The following is a 22,837-nucleotide window of genomic DNA, read 5'->3' as shown; positions in this document are numbered from 1 at the left end:
GGCCGGCGCGGCCCCGGGCGAGGCGGAGCCGCGCGCCGGCGCCGCCGACGCGCTGGTGGCGTTGCGGGTGGCCTACCGGGGGCGGCTGATGCACCTGGCGGCACGCGACCTCACCGGCCAGGCCGGGCTGCCGGAGGTCACCAGCGAGCTGTCCGACCTCGCCGGCGCGGCGCTGGAGGCCGCCCTGGCCATCGCCCGCGCCGAGGTCGGCGCGCCTGACGTGCGGCTGGCCGTGATCGGCATGGGCAAGCAGGGCGCCAGGGAGCTGAACTACATCAGCGACGTGGACGTGATCTTCGTCGCCGAGCCGCGTGACGGCGCCGACGAGACCGCCGCGCTGCGCGGCGCGACGCGGCTGGCCCAGGCCATGATGCGGGCCTGCACCGCGGCCACCCCCGAGGGGTCGCTGTGGGAGGTCGACGCCGGGCTGCGGCCGGAGGGCCGCTCGGGGCCGCTGGTCCGCACGCTGGCCAGCCACCTGGCGTACTACCGGCGCTGGGCCAAGACGTGGGAGTTCCAGGCGCTGCTGAAGGCGCGGCCGGTGGCGGGCGACCTCGCGCTGGGCGAGGAGTACGTCGGGGCCGTCAACGACATGGTCTGGTCGGCCGCCACCCGCGACCACTTCGTCGAGGACGTGCAGGCCATGCGCCGCCGCGTCGAGGCCCACGTACGGGCCGAGGGCGAGCGGCAGATCAAGCTCGGCCCCGGCGGGCTGCGCGACATCGAGTTCGCGGTGCAGCTGCTGCAGCTCGTCCACGGGCGGCTCGACCCGCTGCTGCGCAGGAGGGCCACGCTGCCCGCGCTGGCCGCGCTGTCCAGGGGCGGGTACGTGGGGCGCGACGACTCGCGCGGCCTGGCCGAGGCGTACACGTTCCTGCGCCAGGTGGAGCACCTGCTGCAGCTGCACCGGCTGCGCCGCACCCATGTGCTGCCGACCGATCACGACGACCTGCGCAGGCTGGGCCGGGCGCTGGGCATGCAGGCCGACCCGGTGGGGGAGTTCACGGCCCGGTGGCGGCGGCACGCGATGGAGGCGCGGCGGCTGCACGAGAAGCTGTTCTACCGGCCGCTGCTCCAGGCGGTGGCCCGGCTGCCCGAGTCGGAGGCCAGGCTGTCCACCGCGGCGGCGGTCGCGCGGCTGGAGGCCCTCGGCTACGTCGACCCCAACGGCGCGCTGCGCCACATCGCCGCCCTGACCAGCGGAGTCTCGCGGCGGGCGGCCATCCAGCGGACGCTGCTGCCGGTCATGCTCGGCTGGTTCGCCGACACGCCCGACCCCGACGCCGGGCTGCTGGGGTTCCGGCAGGTGAGCGACAAGCTCGGGGCCACGCCGTGGTACCTGCGGCTGCTGCGCGACGAGACGGCCGTGGCGGCGCGGATGGCGCGGGTGCTCGGCACCAGCAAGTACGCCACCGGGCTGCTGTCCAACGCGCCCGACGCGGTCGGGCTGCTGGGCTCGGACGAGGAGCTGACGCCGCGCTCGCCGGAGTCGCTGCTGGGGGAGGCGTCGGCGGCCGTGTCCCGGTACGGGGCCGGCACCGGCGGCCCCACAGCGGCCCTCGCAGACGCCCCAGCAGACGCCCCAGCAGAGGTCGACACAGGGGGCGACGCGGGGGCCACCACGGGAGCCGGCACAGGCGTCAACACAGGGGTCAATACGGAGGCGGCCGTGGCCGCCGTGCGGGCGTTGCGGCGGCGGGAGCTGCTCCGCACCGCCGTAGCCGACATTTCCGGACTTATCAGCATTGAGCAGGTCGGGGTCGCCCTGTCGTCCCTGAACGACGTCACCATCCAGGCCGCGCTCGACGTGGCGATCGGCAAGGTGGCCGCCGAACGGCGGGGCGAGCTGCCGACCCGCTTCGCGGTGATCGCCATGGGCCGGCTGGGCGGCATGGAGTCCTCGTACGCGAGCGACGCCGACGTGATGTTCGTCCACTCGCCCTTGCCCGGCGCCTCCGAGCGCGAGGCGAGCGACGCCGCCTTCGCCGTCGCGAACGAGCTGCGCCGCCTCCTCGCGCTGCCCGCCCCCGACCCGCCCCTGCTCATCGACCCGGACCTGCGGCCCGAGGGCAGGCAGGGGCCGCTGGTGCGCACGTTCGCCTCCTACCGCGCCTACTACGCCCGCTGGTCCTCCCCCTGGGAGGCGCAGGCGCTGCTGCGCGCCCGCTTCTCCGCCGGGGACGCCGCGCTGGGCGCCGAGTTCACGGCGATGGCCGACGAGCGGCGCTACCCGGCCGGCGGGCTGACCGACGACGTCGTACGCGAGATCAGGCGGCTCAAGGCCCGCATGGAGGCCGAACGGCTGCCGCGCGGCGCCGACCCCGCCCTGCACACCAAGCTCGGCCCCGGCGGGCTGTCGGACGTCGAGTGGGTGGCGCAGCTCCTGCAGCTCCGCTTCGCCGCCGCCCACCCGCCGCTGCGCACCACGCGCACCCTGGAGGCGCTGCGGGCCGCCAGGGCCGAGGGGCTGCTGTCGGAGCAGGACGAGGAGGTGCTGGCGGCCGCATGGCGGTTCGCCTCCCGCATCAGGGACGCGATCATGCTGGTCAAGGGGCGTCCGGGGGACAGCGTCCCGGCCGACGCGCGCGAGCGGCGGATGATCGCCCGGACGCTCGGCTACCCGCCCGACGGGTCGGAGGACTTCCTGGACGACTACCGCCGCGGCACCCGCCGCGCCCGCCAGGTCGTCGACCGGGTCTTCTACGGCGCCTGAGACGCCGATGCGGCCGGGCATCCGCGCTCTCGTTGCGGGTGAGACCCCGCCGGGTGTATCAAGGCGCGGGGTGATCGAATTTGCTGTCCACTTACGTAGACCTCGCCTTAGGGCTCGTGCTCTCGTTCCTGCTGCTGTCCTTGCTGGTCAGCGGCCTCAACGAGGCATTCGTACGGCTGCTGGCCATCCGCAGCAAGTTCCTGTGGGCCTACCTCAGGGACACCCTCGACGGCAGCGACGCCGAGGGCAGGGCGTGGCTGCCCGCCAGTGTCCGGGGCGTGTTCGCGTCCCTGCCGTTCGTCCGCGACCCGCGGCCCAAGCACAGCGACCAGCCCGCGCCCGCCGAGGCGGCCGAGGCCCCCGTGCGGGAGACCAAGGCGGAAGACGCCATGACGAACCTGCTCTACCAGCGGGTCCAGGAGATCGACCACCCCACGAGAGGCCGCACCAGCATCGCGAACCTGCCGCCCGGCCGCTTCGCCGTGGCGATGATGGAGATGGCGGCCACCGAGAAGGACGGCGTCGAGGGCCTGCTGGAGAAGCTGAAGGCCGTCCGCAGCCCCCTGTACGGCCACCTCAAGGGCGTGTGGGAGACCGCGCAGCGCGACATGGACCGCTTCAGGCAGGGCGTCGAGACGTGGTTCGACTCGGAGATGCAGCGCCTGTCAATGCTGTACAGGCGCTACGTCAAGTGGGTGGTGGCCGTGCTCGGCGTGGCGGTGACGCTGCTGTTCACGATGGACGGGCTCGAGTACGGCAAAACACTGCTGCGCGACAACGCCTTCCGCGCCTCGGTGACGGCCGTGGCCGAGGCCGGTCCCGACGCCTACAGCGAGCTGAAGGCCTCCTGCGCCCAGTCGAACCCGGTCCCCTGCATCACCGACACGCTGAGCCAGCCCGCGCTGGTCAAGGTGTTCGACCACGCCATCGTCAGCGTGTCGATCCCGGCCGAGGGCGACCCCAGCATCCACTGGAACGGCGCCCTGTGGTGGGACCGCCTCACCACGCTCAGCCACTGGCCCGGATACCTGCTGACGTACGTGGCGCTGCTGTTCGGCGCGCCGTTCTGGTGGGACCTGCTGCGCCGCCTCACCGGCATCCGGGGGCACCGCTAGATGGGCGCCGCCGGGATGGACACTGAGCGCCTCGTCATGCGCAGATGGCGTGAGGCCGACCGGGAGCCGTTCGCGGCCATGAACGCCGACCCCGAGGTGATGCGTTACTTTCCCGCCGTGATGACCAGGCGGCAGAGCGACCTGCTGGTGGACCGGATCGAGGAGGGCTTCGAGACCCGCGGGTACGGGCTGTGGGCGCTGGAGGTGCGCGGGAGCGGCGAGTTCATCGGGTTCACCGGGCTGGCGTTCCAGACGTTCGAGGCGCCGTTCACGCCCGCGGTCGAGGTGGGGTGGCGGCTCAGGCGGACGGCCTGGGGGCACGGGTACGCGATCGAGGCGGCGCGGCGGGCCGTACGGTACGGGTTCGAGGAGGCCGGGCTGGCGGAGATCGTCTCCATCACCACCGTCGGGAACACCCGCTCCCGCTCCGTGATGGAACGCCTGGGCATGACCCGCGACCCCGCCGACGACTTCGACCACCCGGACGTGCCGGCCGGCAGCCCCCTGGTCCCGCACGTCCTGTACCGCCTGAGACCGGCCCGCTGAGCTCGCAGGGGCTCAGACGCTCATCGCGTACAGGACGTCGCGCAGGGCGGACTCCCGGCCGCGCTGCCAGACCAGGCGCACCGCCAGCACGGGCGCGTCGAGGTCGAGCGGCACCAGCGCCCCCGACGCCAGGTCGGCCTCCGTCACGAAGTCCGGCAGCAGCGCCCGCCCGAGCCCCTGCCTCGTCCACTCGCGGGCGGTGGCGAGGCTGGTCAGCTCCCTGCGCGGCACCTCGGCCCCGAACACCTGGTCGGCCGCCAGCCGGATCGAGCAACCCGGCGCGCTGACCAGCAGCGGATCCCTGTCGCCGCCGGGGGCGGCGACCAGGAACAGCCGCACCTCGTCCACGTCGGCGAAGTCCAGGCCGGGCGGCGGGACGAAGCCGAGCCCGCCGATGGCCGGACCCGAGTCCACCAGCAGCGCCGCGTCCAGGCCGCCGCGGGTCACCTCGGCCAGCAGGTCCTGCCGGGTCAGCGCGCGCACGTCCACGTCGAGGTCGGGGCAGCGCTCGGAGAGGCGGCGGATCACGGCGGGCAGCTTGACCGCGGCCAGCATCTCCAGCGCCCCGATCCGCACCCGGCGGCGCCGGCCGGTCACCACGCGCCGCACCTCCTCGGCGTGGTCGAGCAGCGCCTGCGCCCGCGCCAGCAGCGTGGCGCCGGGCTCGGTCAAGCGCATCCCCTGGGGCGTACGCTCGAACAGCGCGACGCCGAGGCTGTCCTCCAGCCGCCGCACCTGCTCCGACACCGACGCGGGGGCGAGGCCGAGCCGGTCGGCGGCTCCCGTGACGGTGCCCGCCCCAGCCACCGCCACGAACCCCCGCAACTGACGCAGATCCACAGAAGCAGCATACGGTTTTCCCGAACGCCCCCCGCGGCTGGGCCTGTTGAGGGTGAACGCCCTGTTTCAGCAGGCTGACGGCATGAAGCTGTTCGGTTTCTCCCTCGCCTACTTCCTGGTCATCCTCGACGCGACCGTCCTGACGATCGCGCTGCCCGACGTACGCGCCTCGCTCGGCGGCTCGCTGGCCGGACAGCAGTGGGCCGTGAACGCCTACACCGTCGCCTTCGCCGCCGCCCTGCTCACCGCGGGGGCGGTCGCCGACCGCTACGGCGCGGCCCGCGTCTTCAAGGCCGGCGTGGTGGCCTTCGGCGTGGTCTCGCTCCTGTGCGCCGCGGCCCCCGGCCTCGCCGCGCTGATCGGCCTGCGCGCGCTGCTCGGCCTGGCGGGCGCCCTGTGCACCGGCGGCTCGCTCGGCCTGCTCGCCCAGCTCTACCCCGACCCGTCCCGGCGCGCCCGCGCCACCGGCGTATGGGCCGCCGTCACCGGCTCGGCCCTGGCGGCCGGCCCGCTGCTCGGCGGGGCGCTCGTCGGCCTGTACGGCTGGCGCGCCGTCTTCCTGCTCAACCCGCCCATCGCCCTGGTCAGCCTCCTGACCATGCGGAAGGTCCGCTCAGCCGCCGGTCACCGCCACATCGACTGGCCCGTCCAGGCCCTGGCCTGCCTCCTGCTCGGCCTGGTCGCCGGGGCCCTGATCAACTCCTCGTGGATCGCCGGCCTGCTCGCCGTGCCCGTCCTGCTCGCGCTGGTGACGACGGAACGCCGCAGCCGCACCCCGAGCCTGCCCGGCGGCCTGCTCGCCGCGACCTGGCCCGAACTGCTGGCCGGCGCGGTCGCCAACTTCGTCTTCGCCGGCGCCCTGTTCGTCCTCACCCTGCTCATGCAGGACACCCGCCACCTGACCCCGATGGCGGCCGGGCTCGCGTTCCTGCCGATGACCCTCCCCATGACCGTGAACCCGCTGCTCACCGGCCGCCTCGTGGCCCGTCACGGCGCCCGCCCGCCGATCCTGGCCGGCCTCGCCCTGCTGACGGCCGGCCTGGCGGGCCTCTCCTTCACCGACTCGCCGGCGCCCTGGCTGGTCGTCATGGGCTTCGGCCTGTCGTTCGTCCTGCCCGCGCTCATGGCCGGGATCGTCGGTGCCGCCCCGCCGGGGACGGCCGGGACGGCGGGCGGCATCCTGAACGCCTCCCGCCAGGTCGGCGCCACCCTCGGCGTGGCAGTCCTGGGCGGCCTGAGCCACCCGCTGCCGGTCGCGGCCGCGCTGACGGCCGCCACCACCGCCTGCTACGCCCTCACCTCCCGCCGCGCCCTCGTCTCCCGCTAACCGCTCTCCTCGCCGGGCCAAGCGCGCCGGGCGGCCAGCAGTTCGGGGAACTCGGGCCGCAGCACGCAGAACTCGTTCCCCCACGGATCACGCAGCACCCAGAAGTCGCCGTCGCGGTAGCTCTGGCGGTCGTGGCGGGTCGCGCCGAGCCGCTCCAGCCGCCGCACCTCCGCCTCGACGTCGTCCGACTCCAGGTCCAGGTGCATGCGCTCCTTGGACGTCTTGGCGTCCCCCGTACGCTGCAGCAGGACGCGGATGCCGGAGTCCGGCAGGACGAGCCTGCGGTAGACGCCGGAGACGTCCGGGTCCAGGGGCTCCTCGGCGGCGTCCAGGGCGGCGCGCCAGAAGACGACGGCGGCGTCGAGATCGCCGACGTCGATGACGAGGTGACAGAGACGGCTACGGTGCATCGCCGCATTCTGCACGCGACCCCGCCGCACGCGAAAGGCCACCGACCCGCGGATCGGTGGCCTTTCCCGCTACGGCATCAGATGTCGTAATACAGCTCGAACTCGTGCGGGTGCGGGCGCAGGCGGATCGGGTCCACCTCGTTGGCCCGCTTGTAGGCCACCCACGTCTCGATGAGGTCCGGCGTGAAGACGCCGCCCTCGAGGAGGTAGTCGTGGTCGGTCTCCAGGGCGGCCAGGACCTCGGGCAGGGAGCCGGGCACCTGGGGCACCTGGCGGGCCTCCTCCGGAGGCAGCTCGTACAGGTCCTTGTCGACCGGCTCCGGCGGCTCGATCTTGTTGCGGATGCCGTCCAGGCCGGCCATCAGCATGGCCGAGAAGGCGAAGTACGGGTTGCAGGAGGGGTCGGGGACCCGGAACTCGATGCGCTTGGCCTTCGGGTTGGAGCCCGTGATCGGGATGCGGACGCACGCCGAGCGGTTGCGCTGCGAGTAGACCAGGTTGACCGGCGCCTCGTAGCCGGGCACCAGACGGTGGTAGGAGTTGACCGTCGGGTTGGTGAAGGCCAGCAGCGACGGGGCGTGCCGCAGCAGGCCGCCGATGTAGTAGCGGGCCGTGTCGGACAGGCCCGCGTAGCCGACCTCGTCGTAGAAGAGGGGCGAGCCGTCCTTCCACAGCGACTGGTGGCAGTGCATGCCGGAGCCGTTGTCACCGAAGATCGGCTTGGGCATGAACGTGACCGTGTGGCCGTACTCCAGGGCCGTGCTCTTGATGACGTACTTGTAGAGCATCAGGTTGTCGGCCGTCTTGAGCAGCGTGCCGAACTTGAAGTCGATCTCCGCCTGGCCTGCCGTGCCGACCTCGTGGTGCTGCATCTCGACCTCGATGCCGGCCTCGATGAGGTTGCGCACCATCTCCGAGCGCAGGTCGGTGAAGTGGTCCATCGGCGGGACGGGGAAGTATCCGCCCTTGTAGCGGGGCTTGTAGCCGAGGTTGCCGCCCTCGGTGGCCGCGCCGGTGTTCCAGGCGCCCTCGATGGAGTCGATGTAGTAGTAGCCCGCGTTCTCCTTGGTCTCGAAGCGGACGTCGTCGAAGATGTAGAACTCCGCCTCGGGCCCGAAGTAGACGGTGTCGGCGATGCCGGTGCCCTTGAGGTACTCCTCGGCCTTGCGCGCGACGTTGCGCGGGTCGCGGCTGTAGGCCTCGCCGGTCAGCGGGTCGTGCACGAAGAAGTTGAGGTTGAGCGTCTTGTGCTGGCGGAAGGGGTCCACGACCGCGCTGGTCGGATCGGGCAGCAGGAGCATGTCCGACTCGTGGATGGCCTGGAAGCCGCGGATGGACGAGCCGTCGAACATGAGGCCGTCGGTGAAGACGCCTGCGCCGAAGTTCTCGACCGGGAAGGTGAAATGGTGCGTCGTCCCCGGCAGGTCGGTGAACCTGACATCGACGAATTGCACTCCCTCGTCTCTGATGAATTTCAGGACGTCGTCGGCGGAGCTGAACACTCTACGAACCTCCCTGGGGACATGGGTATCAAACTGACGCTAGGTCGGAGCCGTTTCCGGTTGGTGTCTCGTTTGTTTCGCGGGTGTTAAGCGGGGTCAGGTGCTCTCCGATCGGCGGCACCCGCCGCCCTTCTCCGGCTGGTCCAGGTCGTAGGGGTTCTCCTGCGGACCGGTCGGCACCGAGGTGTCGGGCACGGAGTCGTCGAAGGAGGGGTGGACGTAACCGTCGTCCGTGTCGCACCGGGCGGGCGTCGTGCTGCCGCTCCAGTCGTCGATCCAGGTGATCAGGCGGCCCGACTCCCGGTAGATCTGGAAGGTGCCGGTCTGGTGGGCCACGAGCCGGATGGCGGTGCCCGGCCGCCCGGGGCTGCGGACGGCATAGACGACCAGGTACTTGATCGTGGCCTTGGCGCCTTCGAGCCCCTTCTCCTTGAAGGCCGACAGGGTGGTCGTGCCGTGCACCTTGATGACGTCACCGGCGAGTTCGACGGTCCCGGGCGCGAAGCTGGTGACCCAGCCGCGGGTGTTGTCCTCGCCCTTGCCGCGCAGCCCGTCGCGGAACCAGGTGCGCTGGTCGCGGTCGAGCAGCTTCGTGAAGGCCGCCGGTTCGCCGCCCAGGAGCGTCTGACGGTCGAGGAAGGCGGCGCCGAGGAGGTCGCGGGCGCGCTCCAGGCCCTTGGCGACGTCCTTCCCGGACAGGCCGCCCAGCGCCTTCGCCTCCGGCATGGCGAAGCCGGCGATCCCGTCCGCGTACCTCTCGGCGGGGGACCCGGCGAACGGCGACACGGCAGCGGACGCGCGGTCCTGCACCGGTTCGCCGAAGGCCACCGGGGCCGGCTCCGAGGTCACCCCCGGCCGAGGCGTCAGCAGGTCAGGCCGGAACACCACGACCGCGCCCGCCCCGGTGATCACCGCCGTCACCGCCGCGACCGCGAGCAGCCCCCGCCGCACCCGTCGCGGCCTGCCGGCGGCCCTGGCGTCCTTGGCGGCCGACGCGCGCATCCTGCGCTGCTCCCCGGCGTCGAACTGCGCGACCAGCTCGCTGAACCGCGAGTCCAGGTCGTCCCCTAAGCCGTCCCCGTTCTGCATGGCGAACATCATCGGGCAGGAAAAGCGCGGTTGGGTCACAATCCTGACCGGCCTCCCCGGCGGATACCGTGGAGGCATGAGCAAGAATGAGCCGCGCTGGACGCAGACCTGGCTGGGGGGCGTACGGGCGGCCGGGGTGGACCTCGGGTACCCGGGCGAGCGCCTCGGGCTGCCCGAGGAGGGCAGCGGCGCGATCGCCGGGTGGGGCCGGCGCATCGCCGCCCTGGTGATCGACTGGATGATCTGCACGTGGGTGGTCGTGCAGCTGGTGCTGCGGATGAACCCGGCCGAGTCGCCGTGGGCGCCCGCGCTGGTGTTCGCGCTCCAGTACCTGCTGCTGGTGGCCTTCATGGGGCAGACGTTCGGGCACCGGCTGGCGGGGATCAGGGTGGCGGCGATGGACGGAGGGGCTCCGCGGCTGCTGCCCGTCCTGGCGCGTACGGTGCTGCTCAGCCTGGTCGTGCCCGCGCTGATCTGGGACCGCGACCACCGGGGGATCCACGACCGCAGCTCCAACACCATGGTCGTGCGCATGTAGCTCCTGTGAGCGGGCGCGTTCGCACAGGGCACGGGCAAGCCCTGTGAGTCGCCATTGACAACGTTGTCGTCTCGGAGTCTGCTGTTGACAACGTTGTCAGGAGGCGACATGCGGAGAGTTCGTCTTGCGGTCATGGCGGCCGCTTCCGTTCTTGGATTCGCCGGTTTATCCGGCGTGGCGGTGGCCGGCCCACCGACCGGCGTGGCGGCCGATCCGCCGCCGTCACCGCTGCCGTCGGACGCCCCGTCGGCGGCCCCCACCCAGCCCGCGCCCATCGAGGAGGTGACCCCGCCGCCGGGCGCCGCCAGGCGTGAGCCCGTGCGCACCGCCCCGCCGGGCGCGCTTTTCCATTCCTCGCTGGAGAGCGCCGACCCGCAGCCGGCCTGGCTGAACACGGTCGAGGAGGGCAGGAAGGCCGAGGGGATCACCGGCAGCACCACGGGCGGCATCCCCGGCAACATCACCGACGAGATCGTCGACATCGCGGCCAGCGGCGAGTACACCGCCGCGGGCGAGGTGAAGGAGAACCTGCTCGACGGCGACGTCAACACCAAGTGGCTGGTCTTCAGCAGCACCGGCTGGGTGTCGGTCAAGCTGTCCAAGCCCATCGCGGTCGCCCGGTACGCCATGGCCTCGGCCAACGACGCGGCCGAACGCGACCCGCGCGACTGGGCGCTCGAAGGCTCCAGCGACGGCGAAGCCTGGACGGCCGTGGACACCCGGGCGGGGGAGGTGTTCGACGCCCGGCTGAAGACCCGTGAGTTCGACGTGGCGAGCCCGCAGTCCTTCCTCTACTACCGGCTCAACGTCACGAAGATCGGCTCCGGCTCGATCGTGCAGCTCGCCGAGCTCCAGCTCTCGGACGGCGACACCTCGCCCAAGCCGCCCACCGACATGCGCACCCTGATCGGCCCCGGCCCGGGCAGCGGCTACACCGCCAAGCCGCGCGCCGGGTACACCGGCCTCAAGGCGCTGCGCTACTCCGGCAGCACCACCACCGCCACGGGCGGGCACTCCACCAACAAGGTGTTCGAGACCGACATCCCGGTCACGGCCGACACCGAGCTGTCGTACCTGCTGTTCCCCGAGTTCACGGGCGCGTCCCTGAGCTACCCCAGCACGTACGTCAGCGTCGACCTGGCCTTCTCCGACGGCACCTACCTCAGCGACCTCAAGGCCAAGGACCAGCACGGGATCAGGCTGAGCCCGCGCGCGCAGGGCGAGTCCAAGACCCTCTACGCCGACCAGTGGAACCTCAAGCGCTCACGCGTCGGCGAGGTCGCCAAGGGCAAGCGGATCAAGCGCGTCCTGGTGGCCTACGACGGTCCGGCGGGGCCGCTGCCGTTCAAGGGCTGGGTGGACGACATCACGCTCACGAACGCCAAGCCGCAGCAGGTCAAGAGCCTGGCCGACCATGTCGTGACGACCCGCGGCACCCAGTCGACCGGCGGCTTCTCGCGCGGTAACAACTTCCCGGCCACGGCGGTGCCGCACGGGTTCAACTTCTGGACGCCGATGACCGGCTCCGGGTCGAACTCCTGGCTGTACGAGTACCACCGCAACGGCAACGCCGACAACATCCCGACCATCCAGGCGTTCGCCGCCGGCCACGAGCCGAGCCCGTGGATGGGCGACCGGCAGTCGTTCCAGGTCATGCCGTCGCTGCTGGCCAAGCCGGACCCCGACCGGGTCGCCAGGGCCACCCAGTTCCTGCACTCCGGCGAGACCGCCAAGCCGTACTACTACGGCGTGGACCTGCTCAACGGCATCCGCACGGAGATCGCGCCCGCCGACCACGCGGCGATCTTCCGCTTCACCTTCCCCGGCGAGGGCGGCAGCCTGATCTTCGACAACTACGACAACAACGGCGGCCTGAGCATCGACCAGGGCGTCGTCACCGGCTACACCGACGCGCGCAGCGGCCTGTCGGCGGGCGCGACCCGCATGTACGTGTACGCCGTGTTCGACCAGCGGCCGGACGACGGCGGCAAGCTGACCGGGGCGGGCCGCGACAACGTGACCGGGTACGCGCACTTCGCGGCCAAGCAGGTCACGATGCGGATCGCGACCTCGTTCATCGGCGTCGAGCAGGCCAGGCACAACCTGGAGCTGGAGAACGGCACGTTCGAGGAGGTCAGGGCCAGGGCGCAACGGGCGTGGGAGGACCGGCTCGACGCCGTCGAGGTCGAGGGCGCCACCCAGGACCAGCTCACCACGCTGTACTCGAACCTGTACCGGCTCTTCCTCTATCCGAACTCCGGCTTCGAGAACACCGGCACCGCCGCCGCCCCCGCCTACAGGTACGCCAGCCCGGTGTCGGCGCGGACCGGCCCCGACACGCCCACACGGACCGGGGCGAAGATCGTGGACGGCAAGATCTACGTCAACAACGGCTTCTGGGACACCTACCGGACCACCTGGCCGGCGTACTCGCTGCTGTCGCGCGACGCGGGCGAACTGGTGGACGGCTTCGTGCAGCAGTACCGCGACGGCGGCTGGATCGCCCGCTGGTCCTCGCCCGGCTACGCCGACCTGATGGTCGGCACCAGCTCGGACGTGGCGTTCGCCGACGCCTACAGCAAGGGCGTGCGCGGCTTCGACGCGAAGTCGGCGTACGCGGCGGCGGTCAAGAACGCGACCGTGGTGCCGCCGAACTCCGCCGTCGGCCGCAAGGGGCTGCAGACCTCGATCTTCCGCGGGTACACCGCGCTGAACGAGGTGGGCGAGGGCCTCTCCTGGGCCATGGACGGCTACATCAACGACTACGGCATCTCGACCATGGCCGCGGCCCTGGCCAAACAGGCGACCGGCGCCGAGAAGACCCGCTACCTGGAGGAGTCCGAATATTTCCGTAACAGGGCCCTGAACTACGTCAACATGTTCGACCCGGAGGTGGGCTTCTTCCAGGGCCGCGACTCCACCGGCAAGTGGCGCCGCACCAAGGCCGACTACGACCCGCGCGTGTGGGGCTTCGACTACACCGAGACCAACGGCTGGAACATGGCCTTCCACGCCCCCCAGGACGGCGCCGGCCTCGCCTCGCTCTACGGCGGGCGCCAGGGCCTGGCCAAGAAGCTCGACGCCTTCTTCGCCGACCAGGAGACGGCCACGTTCGGCGGCTCGTACAACGGGGTCATCCACGAGATGCGCGAGGCCAGGGACGTGCGCATGGGCCAGTACGGGCACAGCAACCAGCCCTCGCACCACATCATCTACATGTACGACTACGTCGGGCAGGCCGCCAAGACGCAGGCCAAGGTCAGGGAGGCGCTGTCGCGGCTCTACCTGGGCAGCGAGATCGGGCAGGGCTACCCGGGCGACGAGGACAACGGCGAGATGTCGGCCTGGTACGTCTTCGGCGCGCTCGGGTTCTACCCGCTGCAGGCGGGCAGCCAGGAGTACGCGATCGGGTCGCCGCTGTTCAGGAAGGCGACCGTGCACCTGCCCAACGGCCGCGACGTGGTGGTCAAGGCCCCGGACAACAGCGCGCGCAACGTCTACGTCCAGGGGCTGAAGGTGAACGGCAAGGCGTGGAGGTCCACGTCGCTGCCGCACGACGTGCTGGCCCGCGGGGCGGTGCTGGACTTCTCGATGGGGTCCAAGCCGTCGTCGTGGGGCGAGCCGCCGGAGTCGATCACGCCGGAGGGGCAGGCGCCGCGGCCGTTGCGCGACATCGCCGTCTCGGGCGGGCCGGCGGAGCTGTCGGACGACACGTCCGCCACCTCCACCGCCTTGGCCGGGAACATCGCCCTGAAGGCGGGTTCGCGGGACAAGGTCACCTTCTACACGCTGACGTCCGCGGCCACCGGCGCCCCGGCGTCCTGGAAGCTCGAAGGCTCCTACGACGGCGCCGCCTGGACGGTCATCGACCAGCGCGACGGCCAGGCGTTCGAGGCCAGGCAGACCAGGCCGTTCAAGATCGGCCGTCCCGGCCGGTACGCCCACTACCGCCTCACCGCCACCGGCACGCTCGCCGAGCTGGAGCTGCTCGCCGCGCCCGCCCCCACGTGCACGCGGACGATCAGCGGCACGCACAACGGCTCGCTCACGGTGAGTTCGGGCGTGACGTGCCTGGCGGCGGGCGCGCACGTGACCGGCTCGGTGGTGGTGCGCGGCGGCGCCTCGCTGGCCGGGCTGTCCGCCACCGTGGACGGGGCCGTGGCGGCGACGGGCGCCGAGCAGGTGACGCTGGCCGACACCACCGTGGGCGGCCCGCTCGCGGCCACCTCGGTCAAGGAGCTGTCACTGGAGAGGTCGTCGTTCGGCGGGCCCGTGGCGCTCGTCGGCAACACCGGGCCGGTGATCGCCGCCAGCACCGTCAAGGGGCCGCTGACCTGCGCGGGCAACACGCCCGCGCCGGTCGGCAACGGCCTGCCGAACACGGTCTCCGGACCGGCGCTGGGACAGTGCAAGGGGCTCTAGCCCGAGGATGAAAGGCCTGCCGGGGGCCGTCGCGCACGGTCCCCGGCCCGCCGTACGCCCGGCGAGCGGCCAGCGGGTCAGGGGCGGGCGCAGCTGAAGATGGCCGTGCCGGGGAGGTGCCGGCCGCGCAGCGGGCTCCACCCGCCCCACACCCGCTCGTGCCCCCGCGGCCACTCGGGCTCCAGCAGCCCCGTCACGGTCAGCCCCGACGCCACGACCAGGCCGATCCAGTCGCCCATCGTGCGGTGGTGCTCCACGTACGTGCGCGTCCCGTACTCGTCCACCTCCTCGTACGGCGTCCGGTCGAAGTAGGACCGGTCGGAGGTGAGCCCGCGCGGCCCCGGATCGTCCGGGAACGCCCACCGGATCGGATGGCTGACCGAGAACACGAACCGCCCGCCCGGCCGCACCACCCTGCGCACCTCGCGCAGGACCGCCAGGGGATCGGCCACGAACGGCAGCGCCCCGAAGGCCGAGCAGGCCACGTCGAACACGCCGTCGCCGAACGGCAGCGCCTCGGCGTCCGCCTGCACCACCGGGACGCGCAGCCCCGTGTCGAGATCGATGCGCTGCGAGTGGCGCAACTGCCGGTGCGACAGGTCGAACGCGGCCACCTCGGCCCCCTGGGTCACCAGCCACCGCGCGCACTGCGCCGCCCCGCAGCCGATCTCCAGCACCCGCCGGCCGCGCACCTCGCCGAGCAGCCCGGCCTCGGCCTCGTCCACGCCCTCCGGGCACCAGACGAACCCGGCGTCGCGCAGGAAGTCGCCGTGTTCGAGCTGGTAGTCGTCGGCGTTGCCGTCCCACCAGCCGCGGTTGGCCAGCGATGAGCCGGACGTCACTAGCGCATCTTGGGCCCGCGCGGGACCCGGGTGCCCTTCGGCATCGGGCCCTTGGGCATCGGCATGTTCTTGGGCAGCGAGCGCAGGCGGTCTTTCACCTCGTTGACCGCGGGCTTCTTCAGGTTGCGCGGCAGCTTCATGATGTGGCGCTGCAGCTTGGCCAGCGGCACCTGCCCCTCACCGTCGCCGCACTGGACGTCATAGATCTCGACGCCGAGCACCACCCGCGCGACCCGCTTCTTCTCGGCCGCCAGCATCCGGGCCACCCGGTTGCCCGGCCCCTCGGACACCAGCACCACCCCGGGGAAGCCGATCACGAGGTGGACCAGGTCCTGGTCACGGTTGACCGCCATGGCCGGGGTGACCTGCCAGTTGCCGCGCATGCCCTGCAGCACCGCGGCGGCGGCCCCGGTCTGGCCGTGCAGGATGGAGTATTGTGCCCGCTGCGCGAGCTGCCCGAACACCACCAGGCCCACGGTGAACGCGGCCATCACGCCGAGGAACACCGAATACCACAGATAGTCCGTGACCAGCCCGATCACGACGACCACAGCGAGCGTGCCGACCGCCGACAGGAAGACGATCGGCAACCCCTTGGGGTTGGCCTGCTTGATGATCTGCGCGATCATGCGGAGCTGCTTGATGCGCCCCGGCTTCTCTGGGTCCTCGGACTTTGCCATGCTCGAAGAATACAAACCCGAGCCGCCATAGACGAAAACGGCTCTGCCCAAACTGGGATTCTTTTCCGTATTGTGCGCAAAGCCCGCCGAGGGCCGGCCGTCCAGCAAAAGACCGCCCCCTGAGGAGGGGACGGTCCTCGTACGGGGGAGCGCGGCGCTCAGGCGGTCTGGCGGGCCTCGATGGCCTGCTTGTACAGCCTGCCCGCGCGGTAGGACGAGCGCACGAGCGGCCCGGACAGCACGCCCGCGAACCCGATCGCCTCGGCCTCGGCCTGCAGCTCCACGAACTCCTCCGGCTTGACCCACCGCTCCACCGGGTGGTGGCGCGGCGAGGGCCGCAGGTATTGGGTGATCGTCAGCAGGTCGGTGCCGGCGGCGTGCAGGTCGCGCATCGCCTCGACGACCTCCTCACGCGTCTCGCCCATGCCCAGGATCAGGTTGGACTTGGTGACCAGCCCGGCCTCGCGGGCCGTCGTGATCACGCCCAGCGACCGCTCGTAGCGGAAGGCGGGACGGATGCGCTTGAAGATCCGCGGCACGGTCTCGACGTTGTGCGCGAACACCTCGGGCTTGCTGGAGAAGACCTCCTCCAGCTGCTCGCGGTTGCCGTTGAAGTCGGGCACCAGCAGCTCGACGCCGCAGCCGGGCAGCAGGGCGTGGATCTGCCGGGCGGTCTCGGCGTACAGCCAGGCGCCGCCATCGGGCAGGTCGTCGCGGGCCACGCCGGTCACGGTCGCGTAGCGCAGGCCCATCTGCTGGACCGACTCGGCCACGCGGCGCGGCTCGTCGCGGTCGTACTCCTTGGGCTTGCCGGTGTCGATCTGGCAGAAGTCGCAACGGCGCGTGCACTGGTCGCCGCCGATGAGGAACGTCGCCTCACGGTCCTCCCAGCACTCGAAGATGTTGGGACAGCCCGCCTCTTCACAGACCGTGTGCAGGCCCTCCCGGCGCACGAGCGATTTCAGCTCGGTGTATTCGGGGCCCGTCCTCATCCTGGTCTTGATCCACGGGGGCTTGCGCTCGATAGGGGTCTCGGCGTTGCGCACCTCCAGGCGGAGGAGCTTTCGGCCTTCAGGAGCAACGGTCACGTTTCCAGCTTACGTCTCCGCCGCACCTGACCCGCCACCAGGCCCAGGGGTCGCGGTGGTCAGGTGATGAGGCCGAAGCCGCGGATCGCGCGGGTGTAGTGCCGCAGCAGCTCGTCGTCCAGGCGGTCGGACTCGGCCGAGCCGAGCAGCTCGGCGCCCGGCGGGGTGGTGTAGACGCCGTCGCGGGTCAGCAGGGCGGGCGCCAGCGCCGACCGCCTGATCGCCGCCACGCTCTCCCCGCGCAGGAAGGCCGCCTGCATGGGGGCGACGTACCGGCCGCCGGCCAGCAGCGCGTTGATCTCGGCCAGCTCCGCGGCGGTCAGGATCCGCCGCGCCCGCGTCGCGCGGCGCTCGGCGCGACGGGCGTCGCCGGAGCGGGCCAGCCTGGTCAGGCCGTACTCGACCAGCATCAGCGGGCCGCCGATCAGCCGGCCGAGCACACGGCCGAGGAAGCCGGCCACCTCGTAGCCGGTGCCCACGGTGTCCAGCGTGCCCAGGGACGAGGCGATCTTCGTCTGCGCCTCGTCGCGCACTTGGAGCGGGGCCGCCCCCATGAGCGCGCCGCGCCACTCGGCCAGCGTGGACAGGGCGCCGCCGACGAACAGGTCCTCGCCGCTCGGCAGGTCCGCGTACGCCCTGGCCAGCAGCGCGACCCGCTGCCTCGGCGCCAGCGCCAGCCACGTCGGCAGCCCGACGACCAGCACGGGGGTCCTGAGCAGGCCGTTGCGCGTGTACGTCGTGTCCAGGGCCAGGTCCCTGACCGCCACCTTCGCGGGGCGCCTGACGCCGATCCGGTCGGCCACCCGGTCCGCCATCCCGTACAGCTGGAAGGCCTCGGAACGGCCGAGCACCTCGGCGTCGGCGGGCAGCCGGCCCAGCCGCGGGCGCAGCAGCCAGCCGATGCCGAGCAGCAGCGCGCCGAGCGCCCACGACAGCACGAACTGCGAGCCGGAGGCGATCGTCCACCCGCCGAGCACGACGAACGCGAGAGTGAGCGCGTGGACGACGAGGGCGAGGAGCAGAGCCGCGATCCGCTTCACAGGGGGATGGTAAGCAGCCCGGCGCCCGGATTCCACCTCCAGACCTCAGAGCCGGCGTCGTCTCAGCGGCGCAGGAGGTCTTCCTCGTGCAGCTCGTACGGCTCCAGCCCCAGGGCCTCGGCCAGCCGCTTCTCGGCGATCGGCATGACCTCCTCGACCACGATCCTGCGCCCGGTCTCCGCCGACAGCGAGGAGACGCCCACGTCGGGGATGCCGCACGGGACGATCCTGCTGAACCAGCGCGGATCATTGGCGCAGTTCAGGGCGAACCCATGCATCGTCACCCCGCGCGACACCCGGATCGCCACCGCGCCGAGCTGCCGGTCCGGCAGCCCGAGACTGGCGTCGCCCGCCGCCCAGACGCCTGGCCGCCCGCTCACCCGCCTGGCCGTGACGCCGAAGTCGGCGCACACCTGGATCATCGTGTCCTCCAGGCGGCAGACGTAGCCGGTCACGTCATCGACCGAGACGATCGGGTACGCGACGAGCTGCCCGGGACCGTGCCAGGTGATGCGGCCCCCGCGGTCGACGTCGATCACGGGGGTGCCGTCGGAGGGGCGTTCGTGGGGAGCGGTGCGCTTGCCCGCCGTGTAGACGGGCGCGTGCTCCAGGAGGAGGGCCGTGTCGGTCAGCTCACCGGCCACGCGCTTGCCGTGCACCCAGCGCTGCAGCTGCCAGGCCTGCTCGTAGGGAACGTCGACACCGAGGCGGACGATGGCCAGTGTGTGGGGATCGACCCCGTGCTTGGGGCGCATGGGTCTATTGTGCCGTTCCCTCACCCATCCAGGGTAATTCAGGATGCGGGCCGACGAGGCTCGATCGGTGATTCAGGACGTGAGCAGCCGGGGCTCGATCCGGAACTCCTTGGCTCCTCCGGCCCCGTCGTGCTCGACCTTGTAGGCGTAGCCGGCCGGGTCGGTGGTGACGGCCTGGATGAAGTCGGTGCCCACGTAGTGCAGCGCCACCCCCTCGTCGGCCGCGTAGCCTTCGGGCAGCTCGCCGCTGGCCACCGACTCGTGCAGCAGCGGGCGGCGCTGCGGCTCGGCGTTGTAGTGCACCCCGCACGAGTACGGCAGCAGCGCCAGGCCGTCGGCCCACACGCGCAGCTCGGGCCCGAAGGAGTCGGTGTTGCCGCCGACGTGCCAGCACAACGCGCCCGCGCTCTGCCCCGACAGCACCACCCCCGACCGCCAGGCCTCCTCGAACGCCTCGTCAAGCCCGTGCAGCCGCCACAGCGCCGCCAGGTTGGCCACGCTGCCACCGCTGACGTAGATCATGTCCTGTTCGAGGATCCAGGCCCGCGAGTCCTCGACGTTCGGCATCGGGAAGACCGTCAGATGGCTCACCTCGACGTCCCACCCGGCGAACGCCCCGTACATCTTCAGGATCCAGTCCGCGTTGTCGCCCATCGCCGTCGCGACCAGCCCCAGCTTGGGCCGGTCCTGGCCGGTCAGGTCGAGACCGTAGCGCAGCAGCGGGCTCGCCTCGACGAAGCCGTAGCGCGCTGTCGGGCGGAACGAACCGCCGCCGATGGCAAGAATGTGCGACTGTCCCGATCTGCTCATGTCGATGTCTCCCCGTGTGTGAAGGACGAACGGCCCACTGGATTACGACCTAGATTACGCCCTGGATCACGGCCCGGAATACGGCTCAGATTACGGCGCTGAACGCCTCGGGGAGATGGCTGTGCGTGAAGCCGTAGCCGCTGCCGAGCAGTTTCGCGGGTGTTATGCGATGGCTGGGCAGCAGGGCCTCATGGGCGAACTCGCCGACCCCGAGAGCGAGCGCGAAGGCGGGCACGGGGATCGGAACAGTGCCCTTGCGCAGGGCTTTTCCGAGGGTCGTGGTGAATTCAGCGTTGGTGACCGGGTTCGGGGAGGTGAGATTAACCGCCCCCACCAATTCCCGATTTTTCAGGATATGTAGGGTCGCTTGAACCCAGTCCTCTTCCGAAATCCACGACCAGAACTGCTTCCCGCTGCCGAGCGGCGCCCCCAGCCCGATCCGGAAAATCGGCAAAATCCGCCCGAGCGCGCCACCCCGCCCGCTCAGCACCAATCCGGTACGCAACTGGACGGCCCGCACCCCCAGCCGGCCCGCCGCCGCGGCCTCACCCTCCCAGCGCTCGCACAGCTCGGCCAGGAACCCGCCGCCCTTGCCCTGCGACTCGTCGATCACCCGGTCCCCGGTGTCGCCGTAGAAGTCCACCCCCGACGCCGACACCAGCACCTCCGGCGGGCTCGACACCTGCCGCATCGCCTCCACGAGCACCCGCGTGCCGTCGACGCGGCTGTCCACCAGCTCGCGCTTGTACGCCTCGTTCCACCGCCGGTCACCGATCGACGCCCCCGCCAGATGCACGACCGCCTCGGCGCCCTCGATCACCGAAAGATCGATCACGTCCTCCCGGGGCTGCCAGTAGGCTTCGTCGTCGGCCTGCGGAGGACGCCGCACCAGTCGTACGACCTGCCGCCCGTCAGCTCGCAGAGCCTCTACCAGGGGCTTGCCCAGCAGCCCGGACGCCCCTGTAACGATGATCGCCATGCCGACCACCCTACGCCCCGGAGCCGAAGGGCTCCGTAGGGGCACGCTCCGCCCCGCCCTCGATGCCGGTCACCAGCCATGTGCAGGACAGCGTCAGAAAAGGCTCCGGCCGCGAATCACCGTGCCGTCCCGCATGCGGCACTCGATGACGTGCGAAAGCATGCTCGCGTACGACTCGAACGCTGGACACCCTGATTCAACGCCCGGCCCGCCTTCATGAAGATCATCCATGATGTCCTCATCACACAGGTCGGCAATGAGCCCGTTCGACGAATCGCGAAGATCGGCGGCGAGCAGATACTCCACTCCGGCGGTGGCGGACAGGAGCGGATAACACCCGGCTCCCACCATCAGCAGTTCACGATCTTCATCCTGCAGATAACCGGCAGAACGATCCCCGTACCACAGGTCGACGAAGCCGTCGTCACCCGTTCTGTCCGCGCGCGGGCCGCGCGAGTCGTCAAAAGCATCGAACCGGATCTCGACGTCCGGCCCCGGCCCGGCCAGCGTTTGCCGGATCTCCCGCAGCCATGACGGCAATACCACCGCGTTACGCCGTTCCAGCTGATCCAGAAGAGCCGCGTCGTCACGGTAGAAGGCAATCCCGGGAAACCTGCCGACAAAAACGCGTAGCGCGGCTTTGTCGATCTCGGCCAGCGACGACTGTTCGACCCAATCCAACGCTTCGGCGGCCGAACCGCGCACGCGGTGGGCCGGATAGTCGAACGCGTCGTGGACGAAATCCTGAATACCGGCGGAGGGGAAGCCTGAGCCGGCCTCTGGATCCTCGGACATGGCGCCTGCCTTGATCGACCGTCACGACTCCGGAGACTGTACTGATCCCGCTCGACGAGCAGCCACCCGACCGAGACGGCGCCCACCCGTCCGAGAGCCGGCGAAAGGCGACCGGCCGGGTCCCTACAATCATCCGAATGCGCCAGACCGACCCCTACTGGAACACCAACGTCGCCCGCCACCCGGGCATCCTGCGCGCCGTTCCCGAGGGATGCGGCGACGCGCTGGACGTCGGCTGCGGGGACGGCCTGCTCGCGCGGAAACTGGCCGGGCGGGCGAAGCGCGTCACCGGTGTCGACAGCTCGCGCCAGATGATCGCCAGCGCCCGCGAACTCGCGGCCGGCCACCCGGATCTCACCTTCGTCGAGGGCGACTTCCTCACCGCCGACCTGCCCGCCGCGGGTTACGACTTCGTCTGCTCGGTGTCCACGATCCACCACATGGACTTCGAGTCCGCCCTCACCCGCATGCGCGGGCTGCTGCGTCCCGGCGGCACGCTGGTGGTGGTCGGCCTGGCCCGCGAGACGACCCCGGCGGACTGGGCGGCGACGATCGCGGCCGCCCCGGTCGTGCGGATCGCCAAGGTGCTGCGCCGTGCGCGCACCCCGGCGGGGATGCCGGTCGCCGACCCGTGGATGAGCTACGGGCAGATACGCGCCGCCGCCCGGCGACTGCTGCCCGGCGTGCGCTATCGCCGGCACGTGCTCCGCCGGTACTCGCTGACCTGGCAGCAGCCCGCCCTGTAGCCGTGCGCGTGGGAACGTCGGAAGCTTCTCCGGGCCGGGCGCTCAAACGCGGAGTACACGCAGGCAGAGCCCCTTGAGGACTGCTCGTCGATCCGCCCGGCCACGGCGGCAGCAGCCCTCTGACGCGGCCCTTCACCTTCACCGACTGCGCCCGCGTCGTCGAGCAGATCCTCGACGACCTGGGGGTCGAGCGCGCGCACGTGATCGGCAACTCCTGGGGCGGCATGATCGGCGGCACCTTCGCCGCGCTGCACCCCGGCCGCGTCGGCGTCGCCGTGCTGATGAACGCGACCGCCTCTCCCGCCGGGCGGGGGCAGAAGCTGCAGTACGCGCTGCTGAACCGGGTCGCCAGGCTGGTCGGCGCGATCCGGCCCCCGCTGGTCAAGCCGGTGATCGACGCCTTCCTCGGCCCCACCGCCAAGTCCAGGCCGCACGTCGTCGCCGCCGTCACCGACTCCGTCCGGCGGGTCGCGATCGGCTCGGCCGCCTGGGCCGTGACGAGCGTCGTCCCGAACCGTCCCGACCAGCGGGAGCTGTTCGGCCGGATCTCCGCGCCGGTCCTCGTCGTGGCCGGCGCGGAGGACGCGACCTTCCCCGTCA

20 protein-coding genes are annotated in these 22,837 nt (G+C 71.6%); 8 read left to right on the top strand and 12 right to left on the bottom strand.

Annotation, left to right across the window (positions count from 1 at the left end):
• From KME77_RS22915 to KME77_RS22905, 3 genes are all read left to right on the top strand, one after another.
• Window positions 1–2,713: bifunctional [glutamine synthetase] adenylyltransferase/[glutamine synthetase]-adenylyl-L-tyrosine phosphorylase (locus KME77_RS22915; protein WP_219470991.1), on the top strand; the 2,713-nt coding region annotated here is incomplete at its 5' end.
• 116 nt (window positions 2,714–2,829) lie between these two features.
• Window positions 2,830–3,828, top strand: coding sequence for a hypothetical protein (locus tag KME77_RS22910; protein WP_308250835.1), 999 nt, complete (start codon window positions 2,830–2,832; stop codon window positions 3,826–3,828).
• Window positions 3,829–3,843: 15 nt separating this feature from the next.
• Window positions 3,844–4,374: a GNAT family N-acetyltransferase gene (locus KME77_RS22905; RefSeq protein ID WP_219470989.1), complete on the top strand. Its 531-nt coding sequence runs from the start codon at window positions 3,844–3,846 to the stop codon at window positions 4,372–4,374.
• A gap of 12 nt (window positions 4,375–4,386) precedes the next feature.
• Here the strand turns inward: KME77_RS22905 and KME77_RS22900 are convergent, their stop codons facing one another.
• Window positions 4,387–5,214, bottom strand: a complete 828-nt coding sequence (locus KME77_RS22900) for a LysR family transcriptional regulator (protein ID WP_219470988.1) — start codon at window positions 5,212–5,214, stop codon at window positions 4,387–4,389.
• 82 nt (window positions 5,215–5,296) lie between these two features.
• Here KME77_RS22900 and KME77_RS22895 point away from each other — a divergent pair, with 82 nt between their 5' ends.
• A complete protein-coding gene (locus KME77_RS22895; RefSeq protein WP_246610539.1) occupies window positions 5,297–6,541 on the top strand; it encodes an MFS transporter in 1,245 nt (414 codons plus the stop codon).
• Here KME77_RS22895 and KME77_RS22890 read toward each other — a convergent pair.
• The 3 genes from KME77_RS22890 to KME77_RS22880 all read right to left on the bottom strand — a co-directional run bounded on the left by KME77_RS22890 (window position 6,538) and on the right by KME77_RS22880 (window position 9,542).
• The gene (locus KME77_RS22890; protein WP_219470987.1) at window positions 6,538–6,951 is read right to left on the bottom strand and encodes a VOC family protein; all 414 of its coding nucleotides are present in this window, start codon (window positions 6,949–6,951) and stop codon (window positions 6,538–6,540) included. The two genes, KME77_RS22895 and KME77_RS22890, sit on opposite strands and share 4 nt — an antisense overlap.
• Window positions 6,952–7,028: 77 nt before the next feature.
• The gene (glnA, locus tag KME77_RS22885) at window positions 7,029–8,453 is read right to left on the bottom strand and encodes a type I glutamate--ammonia ligase (RefSeq protein WP_219470986.1); all 1,425 of its coding nucleotides are present in this window, start codon (window positions 8,451–8,453) and stop codon (window positions 7,029–7,031) included.
• 96 nt (window positions 8,454–8,549) lie between these two features.
• Complete coding sequence (locus KME77_RS22880) at window positions 8,550–9,542, bottom strand: hypothetical protein (RefSeq protein WP_219470985.1); 993 nt, start codon at window positions 9,540–9,542, stop codon at window positions 8,550–8,552.
• Window positions 9,543–9,618: 76 nt separating this feature from the next.
• Between KME77_RS22880 and KME77_RS22875 the strand changes: the two genes are divergently transcribed.
• Window positions 9,619–10,080, top strand: coding sequence for an RDD family protein (locus KME77_RS22875; RefSeq protein ID WP_219470984.1), 462 nt, complete (start codon window positions 9,619–9,621; stop codon window positions 10,078–10,080).
• 108 nt (window positions 10,081–10,188) lie between these two features.
• On the top strand, window positions 10,189–14,502 hold the full coding sequence (locus KME77_RS22870) for a GH92 family glycosyl hydrolase (protein ID WP_219470983.1): 4,314 nt from the start codon (window positions 10,189–10,191) through the stop codon (window positions 14,500–14,502).
• A gap of 77 nt (window positions 14,503–14,579) precedes the next feature.
• Here the strand turns inward: KME77_RS22870 and KME77_RS22865 are convergent, their stop codons facing one another.
• The 8 genes from KME77_RS22865 to KME77_RS22830 form a co-directional block, all read right to left on the bottom strand.
• The gene (locus KME77_RS22865; RefSeq protein ID WP_219470982.1) at window positions 14,580–15,344 is read right to left on the bottom strand and encodes a class I SAM-dependent methyltransferase; all 765 of its coding nucleotides are present in this window, start codon (window positions 15,342–15,344) and stop codon (window positions 14,580–14,582) included.
• Window positions 15,344–16,024 carry a DUF4191 domain-containing protein gene (locus KME77_RS22860; RefSeq protein ID WP_219470981.1) on the bottom strand — a complete coding sequence of 227 codons (681 nt, stop codon included), beginning with the start codon at window positions 16,022–16,024 and terminating at the stop codon, window positions 15,344–15,346. Before KME77_RS22860 ends, KME77_RS22865 begins: the two co-directional genes overlap by 1 nt.
• Window positions 16,025–16,182: 158 nt before the next feature.
• Window positions 16,183–17,112 carry a lipoyl synthase gene (lipA, locus tag KME77_RS22855; RefSeq protein WP_219470980.1) on the bottom strand — a complete coding sequence of 310 codons (930 nt, stop codon included), beginning with the start codon at window positions 17,110–17,112 and terminating at the stop codon, window positions 16,183–16,185.
• A gap of 59 nt (window positions 17,113–17,171) precedes the next feature.
• Entirely contained in the window at window positions 17,172–18,152 is a 981-nt protein-coding gene (locus KME77_RS22850) for a hypothetical protein (RefSeq protein ID WP_219470979.1), read from the bottom strand.
• Between the two features lie 62 nt (window positions 18,153–18,214).
• Window positions 18,215–18,907, bottom strand: coding sequence for a lipoyl(octanoyl) transferase LipB (gene lipB / locus KME77_RS22845; RefSeq protein ID WP_219470978.1), 693 nt, complete (start codon window positions 18,905–18,907; stop codon window positions 18,215–18,217).
• Between the two features lie 72 nt (window positions 18,908–18,979).
• Complete coding sequence (locus KME77_RS22840) at window positions 18,980–19,717, bottom strand: Type 1 glutamine amidotransferase-like domain-containing protein (protein ID WP_219470977.1); 738 nt, start codon at window positions 19,715–19,717, stop codon at window positions 18,980–18,982.
• A gap of 85 nt (window positions 19,718–19,802) precedes the next feature.
• A complete protein-coding gene (locus tag KME77_RS22835) occupies window positions 19,803–20,696 on the bottom strand; it encodes a TIGR01777 family oxidoreductase (RefSeq protein ID WP_219470976.1) in 894 nt (297 codons plus the stop codon).
• 93 nt (window positions 20,697–20,789) lie between these two features.
• The gene (locus tag KME77_RS22830) at window positions 20,790–21,491 is read right to left on the bottom strand and encodes a hypothetical protein (RefSeq protein WP_219470975.1); all 702 of its coding nucleotides are present in this window, start codon (window positions 21,489–21,491) and stop codon (window positions 20,790–20,792) included.
• A 137-nt stretch (window positions 21,492–21,628) separates the two neighbouring features.
• Here KME77_RS22830 and KME77_RS22825 point away from each other — a divergent pair, with 137 nt between their 5' ends.
• Window positions 21,629–22,237, top strand: a complete 609-nt coding sequence (locus KME77_RS22825; protein ID WP_219470974.1) for a class I SAM-dependent methyltransferase — start codon at window positions 21,629–21,631, stop codon at window positions 22,235–22,237.
• Window positions 22,238–22,317: 80 nt separating this feature from the next.
• A partial coding sequence (locus KME77_RS22820) for an alpha/beta fold hydrolase (RefSeq protein WP_219470992.1) occupies window positions 22,318–22,837 on the top strand: 520 nt, incomplete at its 3' end.

Source organism: Nonomuraea rhizosphaerae (assembly GCF_019396405.1).
Lineage (GTDB): Bacteria > Actinomycetota > Actinomycetes > Streptosporangiales > Streptosporangiaceae > Nonomuraea > Nonomuraea rhizosphaerae.
This window is presented reverse-complemented; position numbering and strand designations above follow the sequence as displayed.

What these genes read in the sequence shown, in the direction of transcription:
- KME77_RS22875 (WP_219470984.1), top strand. Translation starts at nt 9,619, where the DNA reads ATGAGCAAGAATGAGCCGCGCTGGACGCAGACCTGGCTGGGGGGCGTA.
- KME77_RS22905 (WP_219470989.1), top strand. Translation starts at nt 3,844, where the DNA reads ATGGACACTGAGCGCCTCGTCATGCGCAGATGGCGTGAGGCCGACCGG.
- KME77_RS22860 (WP_219470981.1), bottom strand. Translation starts at nt 16,024, where the DNA reads ATGGCAAAGTCCGAGGACCCAGAGAAGCCGGGGCGCATCAAGCAGCTC.
- KME77_RS22825 (WP_219470974.1), top strand. Translation starts at nt 21,629, where the DNA reads ATGCGCCAGACCGACCCCTACTGGAACACCAACGTCGCCCGCCACCCG.
- lipB (WP_219470978.1), bottom strand. Translation starts at nt 18,907, where the DNA reads ATGCGCCCCAAGCACGGGGTCGATCCCCACACACTGGCCATCGTCCGC.
- KME77_RS22840 (WP_219470977.1), bottom strand. Translation starts at nt 19,717, where the DNA reads ATGAGCAGATCGGGACAGTCGCACATTCTTGCCATCGGCGGCGGTTCG.
- KME77_RS22830 (WP_219470975.1), bottom strand. Translation starts at nt 21,491, where the DNA reads ATGTCCGAGGATCCAGAGGCCGGCTCAGGCTTCCCCTCCGCCGGTATT.
- KME77_RS22835 (WP_219470976.1), bottom strand. Translation starts at nt 20,696, where the DNA reads ATGGCGATCATCGTTACAGGGGCGTCCGGGCTGCTGGGCAAGCCCCTG.
- KME77_RS22880 (WP_219470985.1), bottom strand. Translation starts at nt 9,542, where the DNA reads ATGCAGAACGGGGACGGCTTAGGGGACGACCTGGACTCGCGGTTCAGC.
- KME77_RS22870 (WP_219470983.1), top strand. Translation starts at nt 10,189, where the DNA reads ATGCGGAGAGTTCGTCTTGCGGTCATGGCGGCCGCTTCCGTTCTTGGA.
- KME77_RS22890 (WP_219470987.1), bottom strand. Translation starts at nt 6,951, where the DNA reads ATGCACCGTAGCCGTCTCTGTCACCTCGTCATCGACGTCGGCGATCTC.
- KME77_RS22895 (WP_246610539.1), top strand. Translation starts at nt 5,297, where the DNA reads ATGAAGCTGTTCGGTTTCTCCCTCGCCTACTTCCTGGTCATCCTCGAC.